Here is a 21,571-nt window from a genome sequence, read left to right on the forward strand (position 1 = left end):
TAGGCTGGCCGGGGCGCTTAGCCCGAAGGATCGACCTCTCCATGGACGCCACTCCACACCGTAACTTAGCGTTGGCAAGCAATGACTCGAGCGTAGATTGATTTGAACACGACCTGCCCTCTCTTCGCCCGCGAGGTCTGCCAGGTGCTAACAGACGTTTCACTGGGCAAACGCAACATGATACGCAGCTCTATTCAGTCACCCTCGTGTAGGTCTTCCCACTAATGATGCTCCGGATTTGGTCGACTTTCGCCCCAGTTCTCTCTGCAATTTCTTCCAAAGCATGACTGTTGGCTAAGTCGCGTATTGCTGTGATCTGAGAGACCGAGAGGCGGTCTGAACGGCTACATATCTGGGCGGCAGCCCACGTCTTATCTTGCCACCTCTCGGTGAGAGTTATGGGAGGAAAGCTTTCTCCTTGATGATCACCCAACCACGCATCTAGGAAGCCGTCTCTTTCATCCGGCGCAGCGACCACTCCCTTACTAAGTATCGAGTGCTCCCTGAGGTATCGGAGGCCCGCCCTACCGCCAGGGATCATGTTTAGGCGTCGCTCATCGTCCCAATGGCCATCAATCAAAAATTTTTCGATGTTGTAGAGTTTATCGAGATCGTCAGTGATGGCCATCACCTTGTGATGGATGTAGGTAATTCTGCCCGCCTCTCTCTCTTCTCTGAATTTGCGGTGAAAATGCAAATTGCTGCCCTTTTCCACTGCTCGAAGATGTTCAGCCCACCTAGTCTGCCATCGCCGCTTTGTAATCCCAACGTAGAAGAAACCATCATCGGGATAAGAGTTACCCATTCCGAAAATATGCTGATAAAGCGCATACGCCTTATCAGGCCATCGCTCCGGCGACAGTAGGTAATGTGCGGGGATAGTAAACACGATGCTGGGAGTCTTGACCCCGAGGATATGTCCCCCGAACTGCAATCTCCTAGCGGCATTGATGAGCGCCTCTTCGGTCACTACATCCAGCCGGATCAATGGCCCTATTGCAACTTCGGTCTCAGCGAGTGGACGCCCCGACGCAAACTCCCTTGCACCTACGAATCTATGCCCAACCCTTACCGTACTCTGGGGGACAATAAAAATCGGCTGGTTACCAAGAGCAACGAGGTGCACCACCGGAATAATTTGGCCGGGAAGAAGCCTTATTGCTTGCCCAGGCTTTCGGGCGACGCTCAACCAGTGCTGCCCATAATCGGTCTCGCACCAGCGCGACAATCGCTGCTCCACTTCTCTTAATCGACGATGCATCGACTTGGGAGCTAGGTGCTCCCACCACAGGCGATTCAATCTGACCATCAAGCTATGCCCCTCTGAGTAGTCAACTGGTCGTTCACACCCAATGCGGCGCCCCCCCCTAAACTCCGCCCCCTTTAACGCACTTTTGCAAGTAGATCAGCCGAGCATGTTCTCATTGACCATCGATCTGACTAGCCTCCGCCTGATTGGCTTCGATGGCTTCGATGGCTTCGATCGCGGCAGCGCCTCCTCGCTTGGTGAGGTCTATGCCGATGACCTTGATGCCTTCAACGTTAGGAAACCTTGAGGTCGCTCGGTATAAGTGGATCGCTGCGGGTTTTGACCTGGACGTAGATACGGACATCTGCGAGATCGATTTCGACGTCCTCATCACGTTCAATCACCACCTTCAGGACATCTGAACCATTGGCTTTTAGCAGGCAACCAACGGCAAATAGATGCTGATACAGGAAGCCCCCATGAACAGCAGCAATCCGCTTTTCCTGGGCTTCATCGAGTGTTGGGTAATCGACTGACATGACTTGGGCTCTCAGCTATCCATGGCATTAGTTGCTTTTTGTGCCTGAGCCTAACTCGCATGGCGAATGCTAGACCAGCACTGTTGGAAAATGAACGGTGCGATGCGGGCCTCGCTGTCGTAAACCAAGCCGCCAAACAGGGCGCCGTCTTGGCCCAGCGGGCGCCCATCCGCACACCTCCGCGCTCCACTTTCCTTCCCACTCCGCCCTAGCGAGATACTGGGCAAAACTATCTACTAACTGTATAAAACACGTCCGCTATAGATTACTACCACTGAGCCCTTAAGCCCTCATCTAGTAATCAAAGGTGCGATCTCAGAAAAGATCGAAACCAGCTAGACCAGGAACGTAAAAAGTAATTGCAAGAGTCAGTGCGAGCCAAATGGGATAATTGATAATGCTAAATAACTTCAGCATCTGCTATGCCGTCAAAGATTGCAAAAAACTTCATACCCGCTTCCTGAGGTCTTCAGCATTCCCCCCTGAGAAGGTAGAAGCTCTTCAGCACATAAATCTTCTACCCATGACTATCCCAGAGCTTTTGAGTGACAGAGAGGAAGTCGCACGCAAAAGGCTAGACAGCATTTACCATGGGCGTATTGTTGAATTCGTAAACTCTTACGATGAAGCAGAGCAGCTTCCGTATATTTTCAAGGTAATGTTAATTGAAGACGTTTTGAAAGACGACGCCGGCGCAAGCGATATTCTATACATCTCGCTATATGAAACCCTATCAAGTGCAGAAGTACCATTTTTCAAAAATGTGACAACCAAGATTCTTCGAGATTTTTACTTTTTAAAAATCAAAGATAAGAGCCCGACACACGAAGAGCTTACTGACCTTTTCACAAGTAAAAAACCAATCACTGCCGCAACTTAAGCATCAAGAAACATATACACAAACTGTAATATCGAAGTCGCCCGCAGCCTCGGAATAATCAACGAGTGCCCTCCGAGGGAAGCAACAAACAACAATCGCAACACAGAAAACTCTATAAATCTATTAAATGCAATAAGAAACGATCTTTCAAAAAACTACCCGTCAAATTTAGTGATTCCCAGATCAGAATATCTCGTTACTGATTTCAGTGTAGACCTTGAATATTCGATCCACGCTAAAGAATACACAAAACACACGCTACTGCGGAATAACATCCCTGAATTCGCAAAGCTCGCCGACTCAATCACTTACGCAAAATCCCAGCATGAAATTGATAAAGAAAACGGAAACGACTTCATCAAAGCCTATCAACAGGAGCAATATATAAGCAGCACTATAAACACTTTATATGCTTCATCAACATTGACGCCCGAGATCAAAATAAATATCTGCAATAACGACCTATTCCCGATCACCTCTGCCATGGGGGAAAACATCAGAAGCCACAATACAAAAAGCCTCAACAAACAAATGCAGGACTTCACGAAAGCAGTCCTAAAGAAATCCAACACCATGCTGGACTACATATCCAAAAGCTTTAATAGACAAATTAAAATCATATCTAATTTTCCGCTTGAGTGGACAAACCTAGATGGGCTACCACTCATGATACGACACAATGCTAGCCGAGTGTTCTCATCCCCTGGATACGTCAGAGAGAAGCTGCTACTAAACAACCACGAAATCCCCATAAACCTTGAAAGCCTGAATACAATACTTATACTAAGCTCATTCAAGAGCGGTGATATGATAAGCAATCATTTGAGAGATAAACTGGAAAAGGTTATCAGGGATTCTAATAACCCCAAAGTTAGAGACGCCTTACAAACCAGAGCAGGATCGAAATCATACATTTCAGACATCGAACCAAAAATAGTATTTGAATCGGTCAAGAGCAAAAAAGACATCATCGCAGCACTAAACAATTTCCGTTACGGAATCGTCATATTCGACATGCATGGAGGGCACGCAAAGGATGGAGACGGACTACTTGAGCTATCTGATGAATTGCTACATCCGTACGACCTGGTTGGAAAAGCTGCTATACCTCCAATTGTGATATTAAGCGCATGCGACACTAGCCCCGCTGATCGTAGCCATTTCAATACAGCTAATGCGTTCCTATGCGCAGGCGCAGCTACGGTGCTAGCATCTACCTATCCGATTAACAGTCTGGAAGCTGCCGAGTACATCGAGAGACTATACAAAAGAATCAGATATTACCTTCCCGAAAGAATACATCTCGTAAAACGCAGCTTGCGATGGTCTGAGTTCATCACTGGACTGAACCGGCGCGTATTTTTTGACAAATTTCTTAAGCATCTATCTAAGAAATACAAATACCTAACACCAGGGCAAATAAACTCAGCCAAGCTGCAAATACTTCATGCACTTGAGATCAACCCAAACAGATTCATGGATGACTTTTATTACTTGCTAATTAAAATCACCAAACTTACCAAAGCGACAATTCTTAATGAACTATCGACTCACTTCACGTACTGCGAATGCTTAAACTACGTACAGATAGGCTTCCCAGAAAGAATAGTAATTGTTGCGGAGGATTTGATTGCTCCCGGCCAAACTTAGCGAAGTTTTGATCGATATAGTGAGTGGGCGGGTGCCAACCTAAGCGGCGCCCTCCATGCATTTAATTCACTCTAGCCCCACTCATCGTTTGCTGGCACCCTGCACTTGATCACTCACACCGGTTTTTTTCTTGATCGATGAAGGCTTTCAGCACAAATGGTGACTACCAGCGGAGTTTATCTCCTCGCATACCATTCTTGCTGTATTTTTTGACTTGCTTGCGAAGAGCTTGATAATGGCCCCTGAGTTGTTTGACATACTCTACATCTATAAGGGCACCTTGCGTTGCAGCTATAACCACCTCATGCATCTGAAACAGGTCATGATTCACCGCATCATCAGTCCGCTCCGCTGGCACTAACCCCCCCTGCCTTAGAAAACTGTTGTATAGATCTAAAATTGAGGCAGTTTCACTGTCGGGGTGACTACAGAAACGTCCGAATCCCCTAAGAAGACAAGCGTAGCCCACCCATAGGCTCAGCATCTGTCTAGATGCATACTTCGGTTTTTTGTTGAATACAGGAAATCTAGATTTTAATAAATCAATGAATTGCTGATACCTGAAGTCGTCATCTCTCTTATTGAACTCCAAAAACGCAGAGTGCTTAGTATCAATGTAGCGAAAATCAACTAATGCATTTGGAAACCGTGAAGCCGTCTCCGCGATTGCGCGTCGTCGGACAGCTATCTGATCCTTAGACAGATTTGGATTTACGAGCTCTACCAAAACCATCTTACCCTCAGCATCTTTTCGAGCTATGGCGTCAAATCTCGCACTACTCTCCGGAAGCTGTGTCTCTACTTCAACGATATATCCTTTGCTTCTGTACTCACTTACTATTAAATCAAGCTGGTACCTTTCATACTCTTCCATTACCAAAACTTCCCATTATTATCAGCATAAGCTTCAACCTTAACGGCGGTCGCATGTTGCTTAGGCAGAGCGGAACCTGAAGGCGTAAGCCCTGCCCCATTAGCAATCATCAGCGCCCCTGCGATTTCGGACGCGAAACCGATAGGGACGACCAAGCTTGCGCTGGGTATAGGAGCAAAGCGTTCAGTGATGATCCGAGCTACAGTCTTATCGTTCTTAAGGATAGGTGGTGCGAAGCCATCGATGGTGTGCTTCAAACCATTGTCTACATCTATATATTGCTGACTTATTGGAAAATAAAACACCTTTACGGTTACCGCTCCCTCGTAGGGAATTATCCCAGGGTACTTGATCGCTACAGCACCTCGAGCCACATTCTCGACCAGTGTCTTCCATGTGTTCTTCTTACTGGAGGTCGAGTTAACGGAGGACGGGTTACCTAAAACCGTAAATTCAATCGGGATCGTCATAATCTATTCCGGGCACAAATACGTTGGAGGAGCCTTCGCAGGGAGCTTCACGATCGACTTCATTTGAACTCTCAAAAGCTTCAAGCTTCGTCGACCTCTGCCTGAAAAATCTCAATCAGCTTCTGGTTGTAGTCATCCAGATAGCTCTGAAGCCCTTCCCGGTCGATCAGTCGGACACCTGCTGTCCCGGCCAATTCTTTCGCGGATTTTGTGTAGTAGGAGTTCGTGACAACCATGGCCTCGTCACACCCATAAAAGGCCTTAGCGGAAATGGCTTGCTGGACAGCCGCGTTACCTACCGAGCCAGAGTAATTCTTGGCCTGGATCACCATGTTTTTCCCGAAGCGGTTGACGAAAAGATCTGCACCTTGGTCAGCAGTCTTCTTGGTCTCTTTTACGTCATAGCCAATGGTCTGGAAGATCTCGACCAGGAAGGCTTCGAACTGAAAACCGTCCATCGCGTCCACCAGGTACATGGTGATGAACTGGTTTGGATTGAAATGCTCGAGTTGTGAGCCCAGCCGCTCGACGAGGATATCGAAATAAATCTCCTCGCACAGACTCAAGCCATTCCGAAAAGCCTGTAGCGGAAGCAGCGGTACGCCAGATGTGGAGGCAGCCTGGGGATTGAATTGGACATTGGGAAAGGGGACATCATTTTCCCAAAGGTAGTAGTAGAACAGGGCTAAGTCAGACCTGAACGTTGTCCCAGCCTCTTCAATCCAAGAACGTAAGGTGTCTGCCAGATCAACTCGAATGTGGCGGGTCAGCTCTCTCGAGAAGCCCAGATAAGCCGAGTTGAAGGCGGTGGTCTGCAGCAGTTTGTCCAAGAGAGATGGAAGCCCTTCTAGCTCGTCAAAGCCTTTGCGAATCAAGACCTCCCTGAACAGCTCCCTCTCGCTGTAAACGCCATCCAGTCGAGGGCCAGGCACACCTGTGTCATCACTCCCCGCTCTTTCGCGAGTCGTGTGAATGAAGTTAGTGAAGTATGGCTGCTTCAGTTCAGCGTATTTTCTCAACACGTTGTTCAGAAGGTCGTTGAGCTGAGCTTGCTCCTTCTTCTTACCGAGGAAGTCTTTAATTAAGCCTTTGGATCTGTATTGGAAATCTGGATAGAACGAAGGATCCAGCGGAGTAAGGTGCCGCAACGTGAGCTCAGATGACGGCGAAACTTGGGAGCCCATGCACCACGGGCATGCTGTTTCGAAGGTAGTCCTGTTGCATCCGTTGCATTGGTAAATCATCGTTTCCGTTCCTTCCCAAGTCATCGCGCGCCTTCACGCACATCCTGCTAGCGACCATAGCTCAGTGCTATCACTCAGTCTACGAGCTTGTTTCCACTGCACACAGACGCATCAATGATGGCGAAATCCCATCACAGCAGTTGGAGTGCCGGGCCGGCTAAGCTAGAGTTCCAGCATCTATCAGCCGGACGCTCCGTTGCTGAGCAGTCATCAGGGAAGAGACTATGCAAATTCAGCATCTGGAAATCGCGAACTTCCGCAAGCTCCTATCGGTACGGGTCGACCTCGCAGCCGAGACCACACTCCTCGTCGGAGCCAACAACAGTGGCAAATCATCTGCGATGCTGGCCTTGCGCAAGTTCCTACTTTCGAAAGCGTCGATTTTCAGATTGCAAGATCTTACTCTGAGCCATCTCGCCACAATCGACGCCATTGGTGAAGCTTGGGAGGCTGCAGATGATAGCTTCCCCATCCCTGTCGCAAATGAATGGGCTGACTGGTTGCCAACGCTAGATATTTGGCTTGAAGCAGCTCAGGGCGAGCTTCATCACATTCGAGATCTCATACCGAACTTCAGTTGGAAAGGCGGCCATGTCGGTATGCGGTTCCGGCTGGAACCAGATGATATGCCAACGCTGTTTGTCGATTACCGCAAAGAGCGAGCACGAGTGAGGGAGCTTCAGCAGGAAATTCAAAAACAGGCAGCGCTAGGTACGCAGCCACCATCGCTTCCGCTCTGGCCGCAGAGCTTGCATGACTACCTGAATCGGCGAATCGGTAAAACCTTCAAGATCCGATGGTACCGACTTGATCCAGGCCAGCTAAGGGCTCCAGATCCTGCAACTCGTAAAGCTAACCAGCAACCGCTTGCGGCCACTGCAATGCCACTCGAGCGCAATCCCCTAACAGACCTGATTCGAGTCCACGAAATCAATGCTCAACGCGGCTTTGGTGACAGCGCTGACGAAGGCGTCCTAGAGGGCGGACATGGATCGGGCAGGAAGCTCTCGGAACAATTGCGAGCGTACTACAGCAGGCATCTCGATCCAGGCGATAGCCCAGATATTTCAGATTTGGAGGCACTCAGAGCAATTGAGGCAGCTCAAACTGCCTTTGACACTCGCTTGAGCACGAGCTTCGCGCCTGCGCTCAGGGAAGTCGCCGGCTTGGGCTATCCGAATAACTCAGACCCGTCCATCCGAGTTTCCACCCGCCTCGCCCCTACGGACGGGATGAACCACGAAGCAGCTGTGCTGTTTGAATTGGATTCTGTTGGAGGAGCCCCTGGCGCACCGCCTCTTAGGCTTCCGGAGACGTCCAACGGGCTCGGCTACCAAAACCTCATCTCAATGATATTCCGATTGATGGCATTTCGAGATGAATGGCTGAAGAAGTACAGAAGTCCTGAAGAACAAAGCGCTACTGGTGTTGAGCCTATACATTTGGTTCTAATCGAAGAACCGGAGGCCCACCTGCACGTCCAGGTTCAGCAAGCATTCATAAAACACGCCTACCATGTGCTGTGCAGCGACCCATTGCTAGCGAAGTATCCGAACCTCAGGACACAGCTGATGGTCAGTTCCCATTCCAGCCACGTAGCTCATGAAATTGACTACGAAAACTTGAGATACTTTCGCAGACTTCCGTCCGGCATGGCCGGGATATCAATCCCAGTCTCTACCGTCTCGAACCTAAGTACAGTGTTCGGCGAGTCCAATCAAACGAAGGAATTCGTTACCCGTTACCTTCGGGCCCAACATGCCGACCTGTTCTTTGCGGATGCGGTGATCCTCGTTGAGGGGGCCGCTGAGCGCATGATGCTTCCACATTTTTTGAGGCAACACTTTCGTTTCCTAGACCAGTGCTACATAACCATTTTGGATATTGGGGGAAGCCACGCGCATCGGCTCCGCCCCCTGATCGATGCGTTGGGTATTGTCACTCTGGTGATAACTGACTTGGACGCGGGTCTCCTACAGGTCGGCAAACCTGTCGAGCGAAAGAAAGGCCAAACCACTAACAACCCAACCGTGCGCCATTGGATGCGAGCAGCAGGCCTGGGACATGATGTGGACTCATTACTGGATCTGCCCTTCGACAGTAAAGCTCAGCAAATTGACGAGCTGTTTTCGATCAGGATCGCTTATCAGACGCCCATTACTGTCCGTTTACCCAAAACTGGGCTAGATGTCGAAGCATTACCAAATACCTTTGAAGACAGCCTTGTCTTGAGCAATACAGAGCATTTTGCTAACAAAGCGGGACGCGGGCTGATGCGATCTTTTGCCAAGGCACTACGTGAAGCAGAAACATCCTTAGAGCTTGGCACAGAGCTGTTCACCAAGCTCAAGGATGGTGATAAGGCTGAGTTCGCACTACACGTTCTCGGCGATTCTGATTTCGCCAAGTTGACGGTGCCTACTTACATCCATGAAGGCTTGGCGTGGTTGCAGTCCAAGCTCGAAAGAAAAAGCAAAGAGCTACTGGTCATCCCTTCAGCGATTGTCGAGGTGACACCATGAGCCGGCAGCCGGAAGCTGCTATGGATGATGTTCCAGATGCCGATCAGATCATTCAGGAATGTCTGAATCTCGACCATCCAAAGAGTTTTTTCCTATACGCCGGCGCTGGCTCTGGAAAAACCCATTCGTTAGTCGAAGCCGTGAAAATTCTAAAAAATAGGGAACGGCAACGACTGACTTTTGAAGGACGCCAAATCGCGATCATCACCTATACCAAAGCGGCGTCCGAGGAAATTACCCGCCGTCTTGAACACGACCCACTGGTGATTGTGTCAACCATTCACGCCTTTTCTTGGCGGATGATTCAGGGTTTCAATGATGACATTCGTGAGTGGCTTCGGGTCAAGCTCACCCAAGACATTGGCGAGCTTAATGAGAAGCTCGGAAAGGCTCGAGGGCAAAACAAAACATTTCTAGCAAATCAAGCTTCGAGGGATAGCAAAGCTCGTCGGCTCGATTCCCTGGATCAGATATCGACATTCATTTACAGCCCTACCGGCGACAATCGCGGTAGGCAGGCCCTAAACCATAGTGAAGTCATTCAAATGGCCGCTGTATTTATCCAGCAGCCTCCGTTGCTGAACGTTATGGCGGATCAGCACCCGGTACTTTTGATCGATGAGAGCCAAGATACTTATGGGCCGCTCATGGACGCTTTTCTGCGAGCACAATCACTCATCCCCGACCGTTTCTCTCTCGGGCTTCTCGGCGATACCATGCAACGCATCTACAACGATGGGAAGGTGCGTTTGGAGGAAGCGATCCCTCCAGATTGGGCCGTGCCCGAAAAACGAATGAACCGTCGCTGCCCAACAAGGGTTGTTGATCTTATCAACGTAATCCGTGCGGGCGCAGACAGTCATCAGCAGAAGTCAAAGCCGGACGCTATAGAAGGCACGGTGCGAATGTTTTGTACCCAACAGACACCGGGTCAAGGTTTCGGGCTGGAGGAAGATATCGCACAGCGTATGGCAGCCATCACCGGCGACGCTCAGTGGGCAGCAGGCAAGGATGGAAGAAAGACCCTAATACTTGAACACAAGATGGCCGGACGCCGAATGGGGTTTGAGGGTGTGTTCACACCATTGTATGGGGTAGAGCATCTGCGAACGGGGCTACTGGACGGAACACTGCCAATCTTGAAACTGTTCTTCGAGCGGGTAGCCCCGATTCTTCAAGCCGCTAAGACGAACAGTTTCAGCCTCATAGAAGCTGTCCGACTTCACTCTCCGCTTCTCGATACTAAATCCATGAAAGAGGCGCCTGACCAGTTAGCCTTGCTTGAAAAAGCAGGAGCCGCTACTGGGTCACTGTGCGAGCTGTTCGATGACAACGATCCCCTCATAGGTGACGTGGCTCATGTCCTACACCAAACAGGACTACTAGATCTCCCTGATCGCCTCGTCGCTGCACTGTTAACTGGCGCCACCACTGATGCCCCTCCCGAAACATCGGATCGTGATGCATTAGAAACACATGCATACCAGGTTCTACTGGGACGCCCTTTTTCGGAAATGGCTGCATTCGCTGGCTATACCGAGGGGCTTTCCCCTTTCGACACGCACCAAGGTGTAAAGGGCCTGGAGTTCCCCAGAGTAATGGTCATCCTCAATGATGAAGAAGCAGGAGGCTTCCTTTTCAGTTACGACAAGCTCTTGGGGGTCAAGCCAGCTTCTGATAGCGACGTAAAAAATCAACGTGAGGGCAAAGATGACTCCTTGGCTCGCACTCGTCGTCTGCTGTACGTCACTTGTAGCCGGGCCGAAGAAGGTCTCGCAATTGTGGTTTACAGCGCGCAGCCTGACATAGCTAAGCAGCGAGTGATCGACGCTGGATGGCTCAAGCCAGAAGAGATCGAGATTCTGTGACCTGCTATCGCACCTTTCCACCATGCAGGGGAAAATCACAGCTCCCCTGTGAGGAATGGTCGCTTCGCGCCGGCCTCTAGGTATCCATCACATCTGTGGTCTACATACCAAGCACAAACGGTGATGAGTAAGCCTTCTGGCCACCATCCCCCTGCCGACAAAGTCAGCCTTAGGTCGCCCTTTGCCAAAATTGGGTAGATCTACGCAACTACCCACGCCGCTTCAGCCTGCGGCGAGATGAACTAGGCTCTCTGCATCATTCTCAAGGAAGACCGCCATGCCAGGTAACTCGAACTACAAGATCGCCACGGCAGACGCTCTGACATTGCTCTTGCACAACCAGCACGCACTGGGTGCCGCAATAGAAGAGATTACCAAGTGGCTTTCAGAAAATGGCGTAGGAAGCGTCGCCGCTCATGCAATGTCGGCGATGGAGGCGCTGGACACAAATGCTCAAGCCATCACAGATTCCATTATGACGATACGCCAGTCGTAGATACTGCTGCACCGCCCTCTGCGCCCCCGTCGCACCTTGTCAATCGGATTGCAAGATAAGGAAAAGAATGTACCCACCAATGGCGAATCCCAATCTCGAAATCACAGCCACCGAATTTGAGCGGTTGGTCAGGGACTGGATCCTCATGCAAAGTGGTGAACTGACATCGCTTGAGGTGACACACGACGTGAAGGTCGAGGCCCACGACTCGACCTACCAGATCGACGTGCTAGCGAAGTTCCAAGCTTTTGCAGGCGCCGAATTCACCGTGCTGATTGAGTGCAAAAAATACCATCGTGCAGTCGAACGGGAATTGGTTCAGGTACTGCACGACAAGGTCAGATCTGTGGGCGCTCATAAAGGAATGCTATTCGCCACGTCAGGATTTCAATCCGGAGCGATAAAGTACGCGACAGCACACGGTATTGCGCTGGTGTCGATCATTGACGGTGCAGCTACCTACGAAACCCGCTCAGCCTTCCCGATTGCGGCTAAGCCACCAGCCTGGCTGACCCTTCCGAAATATGCTCTATGGCACGTCGGAGAGAACGACGCCGGGAACATATCGATGAGATCTTTGGGCCGCACCGACACGGAAATTACTGAGATGCTCGGTCATTAAACCGGATTTGGCAGCACGCCTATATGCCACAGATTTTGGTCTGGGCGATAGTTCCGCTACCAGAGATTCTCGTGCATTCAAAACCGAGGCCTCAATGAAACGCGTAAGGTTGATCCGTCATGCTGAAAGCGCCGCGATTGGGGGCCTCAGCCAGCAAGCAGGGTATCTTCAAAGTGAGGACAGAGTCGGAAGGCATGCGTTCCGTGTAGCACTATATTCACTGCTTGTTGGTTCGATTTACGATGGTGACCATAATCTTCGCACTGTGTCGAAATCGGAGGATGAAATGAAAGGAAGCTGCGCTTGTGGGACTGTAGGTTATGAGATCGATAGCATTGATACGCCAATTAGCCATTGTCATTGTAGTACCTGCCGGAAGACCCATGCTGCTGCTTATGTCTCAACAGCTGGGGTGCTGAGAGAGCATTTTAAATGGACTCAAGGCTTGGACGCATTGAGGGCTTTCGAGTCATCTCCTGGCAAGATCCGGCACTTCTGCTCCCGCTGCGGATCGCACCTTGCAGCTGAGCGTAACGGATCAGCTGCAATGATCGTGCGCGTTGCAACGTTAGACGAGGAGCCTGGCTCTAGGCCCAAGTATCACATCTGGACGGAGCAGGACGTAGCGTGGCTGGATGGGGAAGATCTCCCAAGGTACTCACAATGGCAGCCTGATCGATAACAGAAACGTTGCTTGGCCATATCGCCCGTTAGGTGCCTATGCGGACGCCATCGATCTCGAATGTGCGAGTTCGGAATGCGTGTTGGCTGGACGCTTACTTTTCAACGACATCGATCACTTCTTAAATTGAGAATTCATACAGATCAACGCTAAAACCGCGTCACTTGTTTGAGGGGCGCGTTCCACTGTCTGGAAGCAGTTTTTTGTAAGAAATACCGCAGCTATCAAATCCTGCTACAGCTCTTAAATGACTTGCATTGCGTGTAGCAAGACCAAGCTTGGCCCGATACAAAGGACATACCGTGATAGGCTTCCATTCTTCTAGAATGGCGCTCTCCAGCGTATCGACGCTCAAAGAGACTGGCTCATATCAGGAACGTGTTTATGTCGCTCAAAAATGCATTTGCTGCTGTGCTTAAAGCGATGCGCGCCGGCAAAGGATTGACTCAGAGAGATCTTGCCGAAGTCAGCAGTCGAACATACGTCTCGAAATTGGAGCGAGCCCAGTCAAGCCCCACCCTGGAGATGATCACTGCTCTGAGTGGCCCACTCAGTGTGAATCCTCTGACTCTCGTGGCCATTACTCTCTGCACAGAGTCAGGGCAGTCCGTTGACGCATTGCTGCGTCGTACCCAAGAAGAACTGGCGCATCTAGCCCACGAGGGAGTTCTAACAAACCTGGCGATTTCGTCGGAAGATGAGCTGCTAGTGCCACGCCCCTCTACTAAGCCCTCAAGTCATCGCTCAGTGACAAAGTCCCAGCAAGTCGAATTCTGCTTCGCTGAATAGACACTCCTGCTTGCCGCAATACCGTAAGCAGATAGCAAACACTACTATCTCAAGGCATTGTAGGCAGAATCGGACGCACAAGCGCGCCCCAAGGCACCGCAGATTACCTTGCTACAAAATGGCAGCTCAGTTTTGAGTAGATCTAGGGCAAAAGATAGATAAGTGTCCTTGTGCATTGTTGCCGCTGACCGAAAACTGACCCAGTAAAGTATGCGTCCGGCCAAGTCAACTGGCCAACCTTCATGGCGGCGCCACGCAGTTGCGACAGTTGCTCGACCACCCGATGCACATTGCCCGACGTCAACAGAAGTTCGCTGAGCGCCGGACGTTTGCCCTGAACCCACTGCCGAGCGCCTTCGGCTAGCATGCCGCCCGCGACGCCCGAGGCCAAACTGCCAAAACGCATCAACCGCGATAAGCGGCTGCCAGGCACGGGCAACGAACCGGGCTCACGAGGCTTCATGAATGAAGCGCCTCAACGATCGCGGCAAGCAGCAAGCAGACGCTCGCCACGAAGGTAAGCCGTAATCGCATCGGCAAGTACCAAGCGGGCAAGCTCGTAACCCGCAACAGCTGCCTGTCCTGCCGGAGGTGGGCAACAAAGCCGATGACCAACAGCAAGCAACCCAATGGCATTGGCAGTAACGTGGCAATCCAAGCAACAAGCGCAGGAATGACACTCCAGATGAACCGGTCTCTGCCCTGCTCGGCGCTCATGTCTTGCACGGTCATGGCGAAGCCCCAGTGTAAGGCGCCGACGAAGCTCAGGATGACTGCGCCATAGTTAACAAGCGCAATCGCAAACAACGGCCGATAGTCGAGCGAGAACGGGATCAGCAGCGTCAGAAAAATAAACGGCAACAGACCGCCATAACCCAGCAGGCTGACGTGCTTTGGCAGAGAGGTTGAAGGCAACGCGTTCATTTGTATTCCTTGCAGTGAGCGACACTCAAGACTGTAGGCCCAAAAGCCCCGCTTGGGCGAGATTGATGGCGATCCGAAGCTGGGGTCAGCGTAATGAATCGCTTTGTAGAATTGGATCATTGCCCATTGCTTTGCGGGCAAGGAGGCGACGGCATATGAGGAGTTTCGCATCCTTGAGATCATGCTCAGTGCCTGCATTTACCAAGTCGACCGCACCCTAGAACCCTTCCAGTCTTCAGTTCTTAGTGATCGGGTTTTTAAAGCGTTCCAATGCAATGAACAGATTCTTGAAACCAAAATTAATAGGGAAACCGCGCCAGCTGTGCTTTGCCTGGTCGTCCAAGGCTCCCTGCCCTGCGGCGAGTTTAAGATGTTTACAGACCTCCCTTCAGCGAGGCAAAGCGCGAACTCTGTGCTCGCCTATACTAATAATGTTAAATCATGCTGGTGAGCTCGGCTAACAAGGCATTGATAAATATGGAGATTTAAAAAATTGTTTGTCTTGGAGGTCGCGGGTTAAGAAATATTTCGCCGTGACGGTTTGGTGTCGTTTAGAGGTTTTGATATGAACGTCTTGTTGAAAGAACTTCAGGCATATCATCATGAGGTCGCTATAAAAATCACTCAGATCAAAGAGTTGCTGAGGAAGATGAGGCATGAATCCGAATCCGATGATGCTGATGACTGCAAGCTGTTGTTCAAGATGCTGGAAGCCATGCATGGTGATGCAGAACGACAACACCATGAAAATGAAGAACTTATTAGGCTGGCATTGCTAGCGACTGAGGCGCCGATCCACCAACGGGTCAAGGATATCGAGCGAGATCATCAAGCATTTGGGCGCATTGCTGGACAACTGAAGATGTTGGAGGACACAACTCAGGAAGCGAGAGTAATTGCTGATACTATCGATGACTTTATCAAAAAATATTTCGACCATATGGACTCGGAGGAAAATATTTTCTTTCCGTTGGCAGATAAATGGCTGGCAGACGAGCAGTGGCAGGAAATAAAGCGTCAGTGGCATTAATTGCGTCTTACCGTAGACCTTAATATTCTAGCTACTACTCAGATCCGCGATCTAACAAGCTCGGTTTGCTTTACTTGATTTGGTAATCGGAATATTGCAATGCGCTCATTTAAGCCTCCTAACTTTTTCTCCGGTGAGAAAAATTATAAACTCGGAATCGCTGATTTGACTGACCGGCCCAAAATCTATCGCGCGCAAATATGATGATCCGTTAACCCACTTTGACTCATCGCCAATCATGGCGTCTCGTGACGACTGGCTCGTTGATTCAACAATCGTGTATTGCCGTCCAGACTAACCATTGCTTCGAAGCGATCGGTTTCTTGAAGACGACTAGCCATTTCATAGAACTCCATTTCGGTTGGAAGCCGTTAAAAGATAGCATCGTGGTACTGAATTGCCAGAAAACGGGCTTGTTCCAGCTTCGGTAATTTATCCGGTGTAATAGGCAAGCCCTCAAACGTCGCTGCAAGCGTAATCGGCTTCAAAGATGATGTTATTGGCGATTTGCCGACCTCTACAACTAGCCCCATAAATGCACATCCTTACCCGTGGATCGATTCCCGTCACATACCAGAGGCAAGAGCGTATGCGTTAACCACTCGGGTGCAGGGTGCGTTTAATTAGCGTAATGAACGTCCTGGCTGGCCAAATCCTGCGATTTACTGCTGCTTTTGCATACTACGGTCTGCGTCGTAACGGCCATGATTCAGGTCGTATTTGGATGCACCCCAATCTTACCGGTCAGTATAGTTAGCTCCGTCCCTATGCCGGAGTGCCTTAAATTGGACAATACCCGTGAACGCTTGATTGACTCAGCGCTGAAGCTGTTTCTTTCACAAGGTATATACATTACTGGTGTGATGGCCATCGCCGCGATGGCAGGTGTTACCAAGATGACGCTCTACAGCCATTTCCCCTCCAAGGATGCGCTGATAGTGGCTTGCCTTGAGGAGCGCGACCGACGCTGGCGTGAAGAGGTAGAGCGCACCTTGGCAGGGCATCCTGACCCGGTCAGTGGCATGCTCGCTTTTTTCGATTTGTATCAACGCTTTCTTTTACAAGACAGCGAACGCGGGTGCCTGTTCGTCAACAGTGCGGCCGAATTCCCCCAGTTTAGCCACCCTGTGCATTTGGCAGTGAGCAGGCATAAGCAAGGGATACGCGACAATCTCACTACCTTGGCCGTGAGCGCCGGTATAAGTGACCCTGACGTAGTTGCTGAGGGGCTGTTTATCTTACTGGAGGGCAGTTTTGTCAGCGGCGCCATGGGCCAGGACGTCAGGGTATTCGACACTGCCCGACACGTAGCTCATTGCTGGATCCGGAAGCAGGCCCAACAGGAGCAGAGCGTATGACCCTAGGCCTATTGGCGGCCATTGCCGCCACTTTTTCATGGTCGCTGCTCTACATCTTTCCGGGGTTGGTCGGCGATTACAGCCTTTTTGATCTGGCTGTGGTGAGCTATGCCTTTGCCGGTTTAGGTAGCCTGCTTGTGCTGTTTGTTTACCGCAGCGAAGTTCGGCAATTGCGACTGAGCGACTGGGCCTGTGCCGCACTGCTGGGCTTCTTGGGATACATCGGCTACTTCTTCCTGATCACCACTGCGGTCTTGGCAGCTGGGCCGGTGATCCCTCCGGTGATGATGGGGTCAGTACCGATTGTGCTTGCGATCGCCGGCAACATGCGAAGCTCCAGCGTGCCCTGGCGCGCCATTGCCGGGCCGCTGCTGGTGGCGGCATTGGGCATAAGTTTGGTCAACTTGAGCGTGTTTGATTTTAGCGCCGCAAAGGTGGTGCTCCCGACCCATTCGATACTGCTGGGGCTGCTCGCATCGTTAATGGCAATTGGATTTTGGACGGGCTTTGGATTGTTAAATGAAAGTGCTTTGGCTCAGCGCCCAAGCATGTCCCCCATGTTGTGGTCAGCCATGCTGATCTTCATGTGCAGCGTCGAGATGCTGGCGTTCATACCCGTTGGTCTGCACTTGAACCTGTCCCACTTCGCTAGCCATCCGAGCGGGTTAGCAGGTACTCAGGCGCTATTAGTCTGTGGGTTGATTCAGGGGTTAGGGGCTACCCTTGCGGGTGCCTGGGCATGGTCAATTGCAACTCGACGTCTACCTCTGGCTCTCAGCGGGCAATTGATCGCCAGCGGTACCATCTATGCAACTACGATGGGCCTGCTCATCAACCAACGCTGGCCCTCTCCTATGGAAGCGCTTGGGACAGGGTTGCTATTCGTAGGGGTGGTATGGGCTATTCACGCCTTTTATCGCAGGCAAACACGCCTCGAGACGCATGGTGGGATAACTGACCTTAGCCAAAACTAATGTGACTGTGCCGGTATGGGCATTTCAGGTGCCCACTTTGGATTGATTTGGCATCATTGCCCTAATTGCTGGGATCGGGAAGGTGTGTTGGGCGGACGGTTACCGATCGCGTGCTTCTTACCTTCTTGGACACACCGATCGTACGAGCAACTGTTCGCATCAGGCGATGCACTCACATTTTCAGATACCCAAGTGGTACTCAAGCCGAAAACCGCGTAGATCTCGAGAAAGCTCGCCCAAAGGTGTTGGCGCTGATTGAAAACTGACCCACCCTGCCGATTGAAAATTGACCCAGGGCGGATTGCTGATTTTTGTCCCAGCAATTGTGGATAAAGCTTAGCAGTAGTGTCTTGGTTGAAGACGCATCTGGCCCCACCGCATGCACGCATGCGGAAGGGTGTTTACGGTGCAGCTCAAAACGGTTCATCGTCCTCGATACCATCTTCGTCCTTGCGCTTTCGTTCACGCGATTTGATCTTTGTCTGGGCGGCCAAGGTGCTGTGTTGCAGGCGGTAGGACTCGTTGCCCGTTTCGACGATATGGCAGTGGTGTGTCAGCCGAAAGGGCTGAGTTTGTTGAAGGCCGCGCACCGCTGGTACGCCGGCTGAGTAGCTTCGGGCGCTCTGACCCATTTTCGGATGGTGTTTCTCGACAGCCCGGTACGCTTGGCTATCTGGTGCAGCGAGAGTTTGTCGCGGAAGTACATCCGCCGGATTTTCCCCAACATTTCCATGCTGATCACCCTGTGTTCTCCTGCTCAGAAAGTGAGCAGAAGCAGTTGAACACCTGGGTCAGTTTTCAGTCGGCAGAATAGCCTTTATTGGTCAGTTTTCGGTCAGCGGCAACACGAAGTGCTTATTCGGCGAGCGTACTTTTGTTGGTCGCGTGCAGTTCGAAGAACTTGCGCCGCGCATGGCCGCTTCCTGTTCGAGCGGGCCCCGGCTAGATTGAAGGCGCAACAAGAGCGGATGGAGCCTCAAAAGCTCGTTGGAGGGCTGGGAGACATTGTGATGGTGCCACCGGTAAACGACGCTCGCGAACGCTGCGTTCTGAACACGGTGCGCACCGTGCTCACGCTCTGAGCTACTTATGCCTACAATACTCCTCGCAGTCCACCCTATGAATCGGGATATGATCGCGTTCTACGACTCAGATAGCACATGACTTATGGCCATCGATTTACAGGCGCTCTACCCCAAACTGATCCACCTAATGCTGGATACTGTATTTGTGGTGGATGGAAGCGACCACATTGTTTTTGTGAGTGATGCCTGTAAGGCCCTGTTGGGCTACCGCGCTGATGAACTGATTGGCACCACTATCACCAGCTATATGCATCCTGAAGATTTGGATGCGACGCGAGCTTCGATTACCCGGGTCATGAATGGTCAACCTCATTTCGATTTCCGGAACCGTTACATCCGCAAGGATGGGGCAGTCGTTTACATCCTGTGGGCTGCATTCTGGTCAGAGGAGGTTGGTGCTAGGATTGGGGTCGCAAGAAACGTTACAGCTTTAGCTAAAGCTGAGGAGGAATTACGCTTCCTTGCTCATCATGATCCGCTGACGAAATTAACCAATCGTTCGCTCTTTAGTGATCGACTGATATCTGCACTGCAGACTGCGCACCGCCACGGTAATGAGCTAGCTTTGCTTTTTTTGGATGTAAATGACTTCAAGAGTATCAATGATGTCCATGGTCACGCAGCGGGAGATCGTGTTCTGTGCATTATTGCCCAACGTCTCAAAAACTGTGTGCGTGAGACAGACACCGTGGCTCGGATTGGCGGCGATGAATTCACCGTGCTGCTGACAGAAGTCCAGTCGAGGGACGCGATTTCCAAAAAGCTAGATCAGATTCACAAAGTCCTGTCTGAACCACTGGGCCCTGAATTCGGCACACTCAAAATGCCATTGTGCAGTATCGGCGTTGCATATTATCCCGAGCACGGAAAGGATGCCGATACACTGCTCACTCACTCGGATAGTGAAATGTACCGCATGAAGAGGTATCGCAACTTATAAAGTTAAGGGCGGAGCGATAAGTTGCACTAAGAAGATTATAAGGAATAATGTGATATTGTCGTAGAAGTGCCATATATCGTTTGACCACAATTCAATGGAGACTTATGAGGCTCCACAATTAGCCAGAATCAACGCAAGAGCGAGAACGGTAAACTTCCTGCGCGGGGAGTAAGCCCAAGCAGAATTGGATGCGTCGGCGGCGCTGGCATGCGCCGGAATGCCATCTCCTGATCTGATCCTATAGCATCAGCGCCAATGGCATCAAGAGCCCCAAAATGCGAGCGGTCTTAAGGCCTCTGGGCGCACTACGATGTCTGATCTACTCCAAGACCAACTTCAAACCAGGCCCCTCACAGGCTGGTTGAGCAAGGATGCAGGTAACTTTGGTAATTCGGGCCACATCTAATTGAGGCGAGTGCAGGTGAGTCTAAAGCACTAGAATCACGACTCCTGCCACGACATTCAGCACAGTCGATGATCCTGTTACCGACACGCTCCCTCGCCTAACCAGGTCAGTTGGGGGGGGCTACATCGATTTGACCGATACTACTTCAACATACTTGTACTTCTTCCTGGCAGCTTTCACAGCCTCTTGCTCAGCAAGCAACGAGCTCAACGTGTCGGCTTCGTGAATCAATTCGTGCATCTTCCCCTCAAATTCGTTGCCAACCCGGAGCGTGACCCTAAGCCTAGGTGTAAACGCTTTCGTTACTGCTTTCTTGACGGTGGGAGGTGCAACCGGCTCGGTAAGTAAAACCTTGGGCGCAGACTCCTGCACCGGAGGAGCAGAAACCTGTACTTCGGGCTCATCCGTACCGAACAGGGCACGACGCATTTCTTCTTCAGTTAACTCAGAGTTCATAGGGCATCTCAAAGGAGTAGTACTTAGCTCGATAATTTTACTAGGATTGTTACTGATCGGTGTCATCGGTGACTGCTATCGAAGAATGGGATGGTGACGGTGCGATTCGAATTCCCGATGAAGCGTTGCAGGAGCTTGAACTCGATGTAGGCAACGCGGTGTATCTGATCGAGGAGTTTGTCGGCAACACGCGCTGCCTTGTCCTATCAAAAAAGCCTCAAATCACAGATCGAATAGACGAGCTCACTGAAGCCTGGAATAGCGAGCAGCGTGACAGCCTCGAAGACAAATGAGGAAGGCATAAAATGCTTCGCTGAAACAGTACATCAGGCTGAACTTCAGAGTCCTTCACCAAGCCGGAAACGCATACTTGGATACATCACCTGAAGGCGCGCGATCGAGCCGGGCTTAAGCCCGAAGGAGCGACCTCTCCATTGATGACGCGTCACACCACAGCTTAGTTACGGCTGCCAGGCGGAATAAAAACGAATCGAATCACCATATCCTGTGGGC

22 protein-coding genes and 3 pseudogenes are annotated in these 21,571 nt (G+C 50.9%); 15 read left to right on the plus strand and 10 right to left on the minus strand.

Going from position 1 to position 21,571, the window contains the following annotated elements:
- Positions 1–190: 190 nt before the first annotated feature.
- On the minus strand, positions 191–1,189 hold the full coding sequence (locus tag RHP74_RS14870) for a hypothetical protein (RefSeq protein ID WP_311100219.1): 999 nt from the start codon (positions 1,187–1,189) through the stop codon (positions 191–193).
- Between the two features lie 226 nt (positions 1,190–1,415).
- Between RHP74_RS14870 and RHP74_RS14875 the strand changes: the two genes are divergently transcribed.
- The gene (locus tag RHP74_RS14875) at positions 1,416–1,556 is read left to right on the plus strand and encodes a hypothetical protein (protein WP_311100221.1); all 141 of its coding nucleotides are present in this window, start codon (positions 1,416–1,418) and stop codon (positions 1,554–1,556) included.
- On the opposite strand, the gene RHP74_RS14880 is transcribed toward RHP74_RS14875, so the two are convergent.
- The gene (locus tag RHP74_RS14880) at positions 1,543–1,788 is read right to left on the minus strand and encodes a hypothetical protein (RefSeq protein ID WP_311100223.1); all 246 of its coding nucleotides are present in this window, start codon (positions 1,786–1,788) and stop codon (positions 1,543–1,545) included. The two genes, RHP74_RS14875 and RHP74_RS14880, sit on opposite strands and share 14 nt — an antisense overlap.
- 397 nt (positions 1,789–2,185) lie before the next feature.
- On the opposite strand from RHP74_RS14880, the gene RHP74_RS14885 reads away from it, so the two are divergent.
- Together RHP74_RS14885 and RHP74_RS14890 are read left to right on the plus strand one after the other, a co-directional pair.
- On the plus strand, positions 2,186–2,668 hold the full coding sequence (locus RHP74_RS14885; RefSeq protein WP_311100225.1) for a hypothetical protein: 483 nt from the start codon (positions 2,186–2,188) through the stop codon (positions 2,666–2,668).
- A gap of 171 nt (positions 2,669–2,839) precedes the next feature.
- Complete coding sequence (locus RHP74_RS14890; protein WP_311100226.1) at positions 2,840–4,318, plus strand: CHAT domain-containing protein; 1,479 nt, start codon at positions 2,840–2,842, stop codon at positions 4,316–4,318.
- Positions 4,319–4,481: 163 nt separating this feature from the next.
- Here RHP74_RS14890 and RHP74_RS14895 read toward each other — a convergent pair whose 3' ends face one another.
- From RHP74_RS14895 to RHP74_RS14905, 3 genes are all read right to left on the minus strand, one after another.
- Positions 4,482–5,192: a hypothetical protein gene (locus tag RHP74_RS14895; protein WP_311100228.1), complete on the minus strand. Its 711-nt coding sequence runs from the start codon at positions 5,190–5,192 to the stop codon at positions 4,482–4,484.
- Complete coding sequence (locus RHP74_RS14900; protein ID WP_311100230.1) at positions 5,192–5,662, minus strand: hypothetical protein; 471 nt, start codon at positions 5,660–5,662, stop codon at positions 5,192–5,194. The genes RHP74_RS14895 and RHP74_RS14900 overlap by 1 nt, the downstream gene beginning before the upstream one ends.
- 80 nt (positions 5,663–5,742) lie before the next feature.
- A complete protein-coding gene (locus tag RHP74_RS14905) occupies positions 5,743–6,906 on the minus strand; it encodes a restriction endonuclease (protein WP_311100485.1) in 1,164 nt (387 codons plus the stop codon).
- Positions 6,907–7,130: 224 nt separating this feature from the next.
- Between RHP74_RS14905 and RHP74_RS14910 the strand changes: the two genes are divergently transcribed.
- The 6 genes from RHP74_RS14910 (at position 7,131) to RHP74_RS14935 (ending at position 13,885) form a co-directional block, all read left to right on the plus strand.
- Positions 7,131–9,428 (plus strand): AAA family ATPase, encoded by a 2,298-nt coding sequence (locus RHP74_RS14910; protein WP_311100232.1) that lies wholly within the window; start codon positions 7,131–7,133, stop codon positions 9,426–9,428.
- A complete protein-coding gene (locus tag RHP74_RS14915; protein WP_311100234.1) occupies positions 9,425–11,296 on the plus strand; it encodes a UvrD-helicase domain-containing protein in 1,872 nt (623 codons plus the stop codon). Before RHP74_RS14910 ends, RHP74_RS14915 begins: the two co-directional genes overlap by 4 nt.
- A gap of 277 nt (positions 11,297–11,573) precedes the next feature.
- Positions 11,574–11,792: a hypothetical protein gene (locus RHP74_RS14920; RefSeq protein ID WP_116264241.1), complete on the plus strand. Its 219-nt coding sequence runs from the start codon at positions 11,574–11,576 to the stop codon at positions 11,790–11,792.
- A gap of 67 nt (positions 11,793–11,859) precedes the next feature.
- Positions 11,860–12,414 carry a restriction endonuclease gene (locus RHP74_RS14925; RefSeq protein WP_311100237.1) on the plus strand — a complete coding sequence of 185 codons (555 nt, stop codon included), beginning with the start codon at positions 11,860–11,862 and terminating at the stop codon, positions 12,412–12,414.
- Between the two features lie 286 nt (positions 12,415–12,700).
- Positions 12,701–13,096 (plus strand): GFA family protein, encoded by a 396-nt coding sequence (locus RHP74_RS14930; RefSeq protein ID WP_311100486.1) that lies wholly within the window; start codon positions 12,701–12,703, stop codon positions 13,094–13,096.
- 423 nt (positions 13,097–13,519) lie between these two features.
- Positions 13,520–13,885, plus strand: a complete 366-nt coding sequence (locus RHP74_RS14935; RefSeq protein ID WP_311100488.1) for a helix-turn-helix transcriptional regulator — start codon at positions 13,520–13,522, stop codon at positions 13,883–13,885.
- A gap of 142 nt (positions 13,886–14,027) precedes the next feature.
- Here the strand turns inward: RHP74_RS14935 and RHP74_RS14940 are convergent, their stop codons facing one another.
- The gene (locus RHP74_RS14940; RefSeq protein WP_311100239.1) at positions 14,028–14,348 is read right to left on the minus strand and encodes a hypothetical protein; all 321 of its coding nucleotides are present in this window, start codon (positions 14,346–14,348) and stop codon (positions 14,028–14,030) included.
- Positions 14,345–14,809 (minus strand): DUF3429 domain-containing protein, encoded by a 465-nt coding sequence (locus tag RHP74_RS14945; RefSeq protein WP_221105930.1) that lies wholly within the window; start codon positions 14,807–14,809, stop codon positions 14,345–14,347. Before RHP74_RS14945 ends, RHP74_RS14940 begins: the two co-directional genes overlap by 4 nt.
- A gap of 565 nt (positions 14,810–15,374) precedes the next feature.
- Between RHP74_RS14945 and RHP74_RS14950 the strand changes: the two genes are divergently transcribed.
- The 3 genes from RHP74_RS14950 (at position 15,375) to RHP74_RS14960 (ending at position 18,171) form a co-directional block, all read left to right on the plus strand.
- Positions 15,375–15,839, plus strand: a complete 465-nt coding sequence (locus tag RHP74_RS14950; protein ID WP_311100241.1) for a hemerythrin domain-containing protein — start codon at positions 15,375–15,377, stop codon at positions 15,837–15,839.
- Positions 15,840–16,624: 785 nt separating this feature from the next.
- Complete coding sequence (locus tag RHP74_RS14955; RefSeq protein ID WP_154911710.1) at positions 16,625–17,197, plus strand: TetR/AcrR family transcriptional regulator; 573 nt, start codon at positions 16,625–16,627, stop codon at positions 17,195–17,197.
- Positions 17,194–18,171 carry a DMT family transporter gene (locus tag RHP74_RS14960; protein ID WP_311100244.1) on the plus strand — a complete coding sequence of 326 codons (978 nt, stop codon included), beginning with the start codon at positions 17,194–17,196 and terminating at the stop codon, positions 18,169–18,171. The genes RHP74_RS14955 and RHP74_RS14960 overlap by 4 nt, the downstream gene beginning before the upstream one ends.
- A 413-nt stretch (positions 18,172–18,584) precedes the next feature.
- Here the strand turns inward: RHP74_RS14960 and RHP74_RS14965 are convergent.
- Together RHP74_RS14965 and RHP74_RS14970 are read right to left on the minus strand one after the other, a co-directional pair.
- A pseudogene (locus tag RHP74_RS14965) lies at positions 18,585–18,731 on the minus strand (ATP-binding protein); the annotation flags it as partial.
- Positions 18,731–18,904: pseudogene (locus tag RHP74_RS14970) on the minus strand (helix-turn-helix domain-containing protein); the annotation flags it as partial. The pseudogenes RHP74_RS14970 and RHP74_RS14965, both read right to left, overlap by 1 nt.
- 181 nt (positions 18,905–19,085) lie before the next feature.
- Between RHP74_RS14970 and RHP74_RS14975 the strand changes: the two are divergent.
- Together RHP74_RS14975 and RHP74_RS14980 are read left to right on the plus strand one after the other, a co-directional pair.
- Positions 19,086–19,235: pseudogene (locus RHP74_RS14975) on the plus strand (pyridine nucleotide-disulfide oxidoreductase); the annotation flags it as partial.
- Between the two features lie 103 nt (positions 19,236–19,338).
- Positions 19,339–20,196 carry a sensor domain-containing diguanylate cyclase gene (locus RHP74_RS14980; RefSeq protein WP_154503754.1) on the plus strand — a complete coding sequence of 286 codons (858 nt, stop codon included), beginning with the start codon at positions 19,339–19,341 and terminating at the stop codon, positions 20,194–20,196.
- 526 nt (positions 20,197–20,722) lie between these two features.
- Here the strand turns inward: RHP74_RS14980 and RHP74_RS14985 are convergent.
- Positions 20,723–21,058 (minus strand): hypothetical protein, encoded by a 336-nt coding sequence (locus RHP74_RS14985; RefSeq protein WP_154503751.1) that lies wholly within the window; start codon positions 21,056–21,058, stop codon positions 20,723–20,725.
- A 68-nt stretch (positions 21,059–21,126) separates the two neighbouring features.
- Between RHP74_RS14985 and RHP74_RS14990 the strand changes: the two genes are divergently transcribed.
- Positions 21,127–21,351 (plus strand): AbrB/MazE/SpoVT family DNA-binding domain-containing protein, encoded by a 225-nt coding sequence (locus RHP74_RS14990; RefSeq protein ID WP_311100247.1) that lies wholly within the window; start codon positions 21,127–21,129, stop codon positions 21,349–21,351.
- Positions 21,352–21,571: the final 220 nt, after the last annotated feature.

The sequence above is a fragment of the Pseudomonas sp. SG20052 genome, assembly GCF_031766055.1.
GTDB lineage: Bacteria > Pseudomonadota > Gammaproteobacteria > Pseudomonadales > Pseudomonadaceae > Aquipseudomonas > Aquipseudomonas mandelii.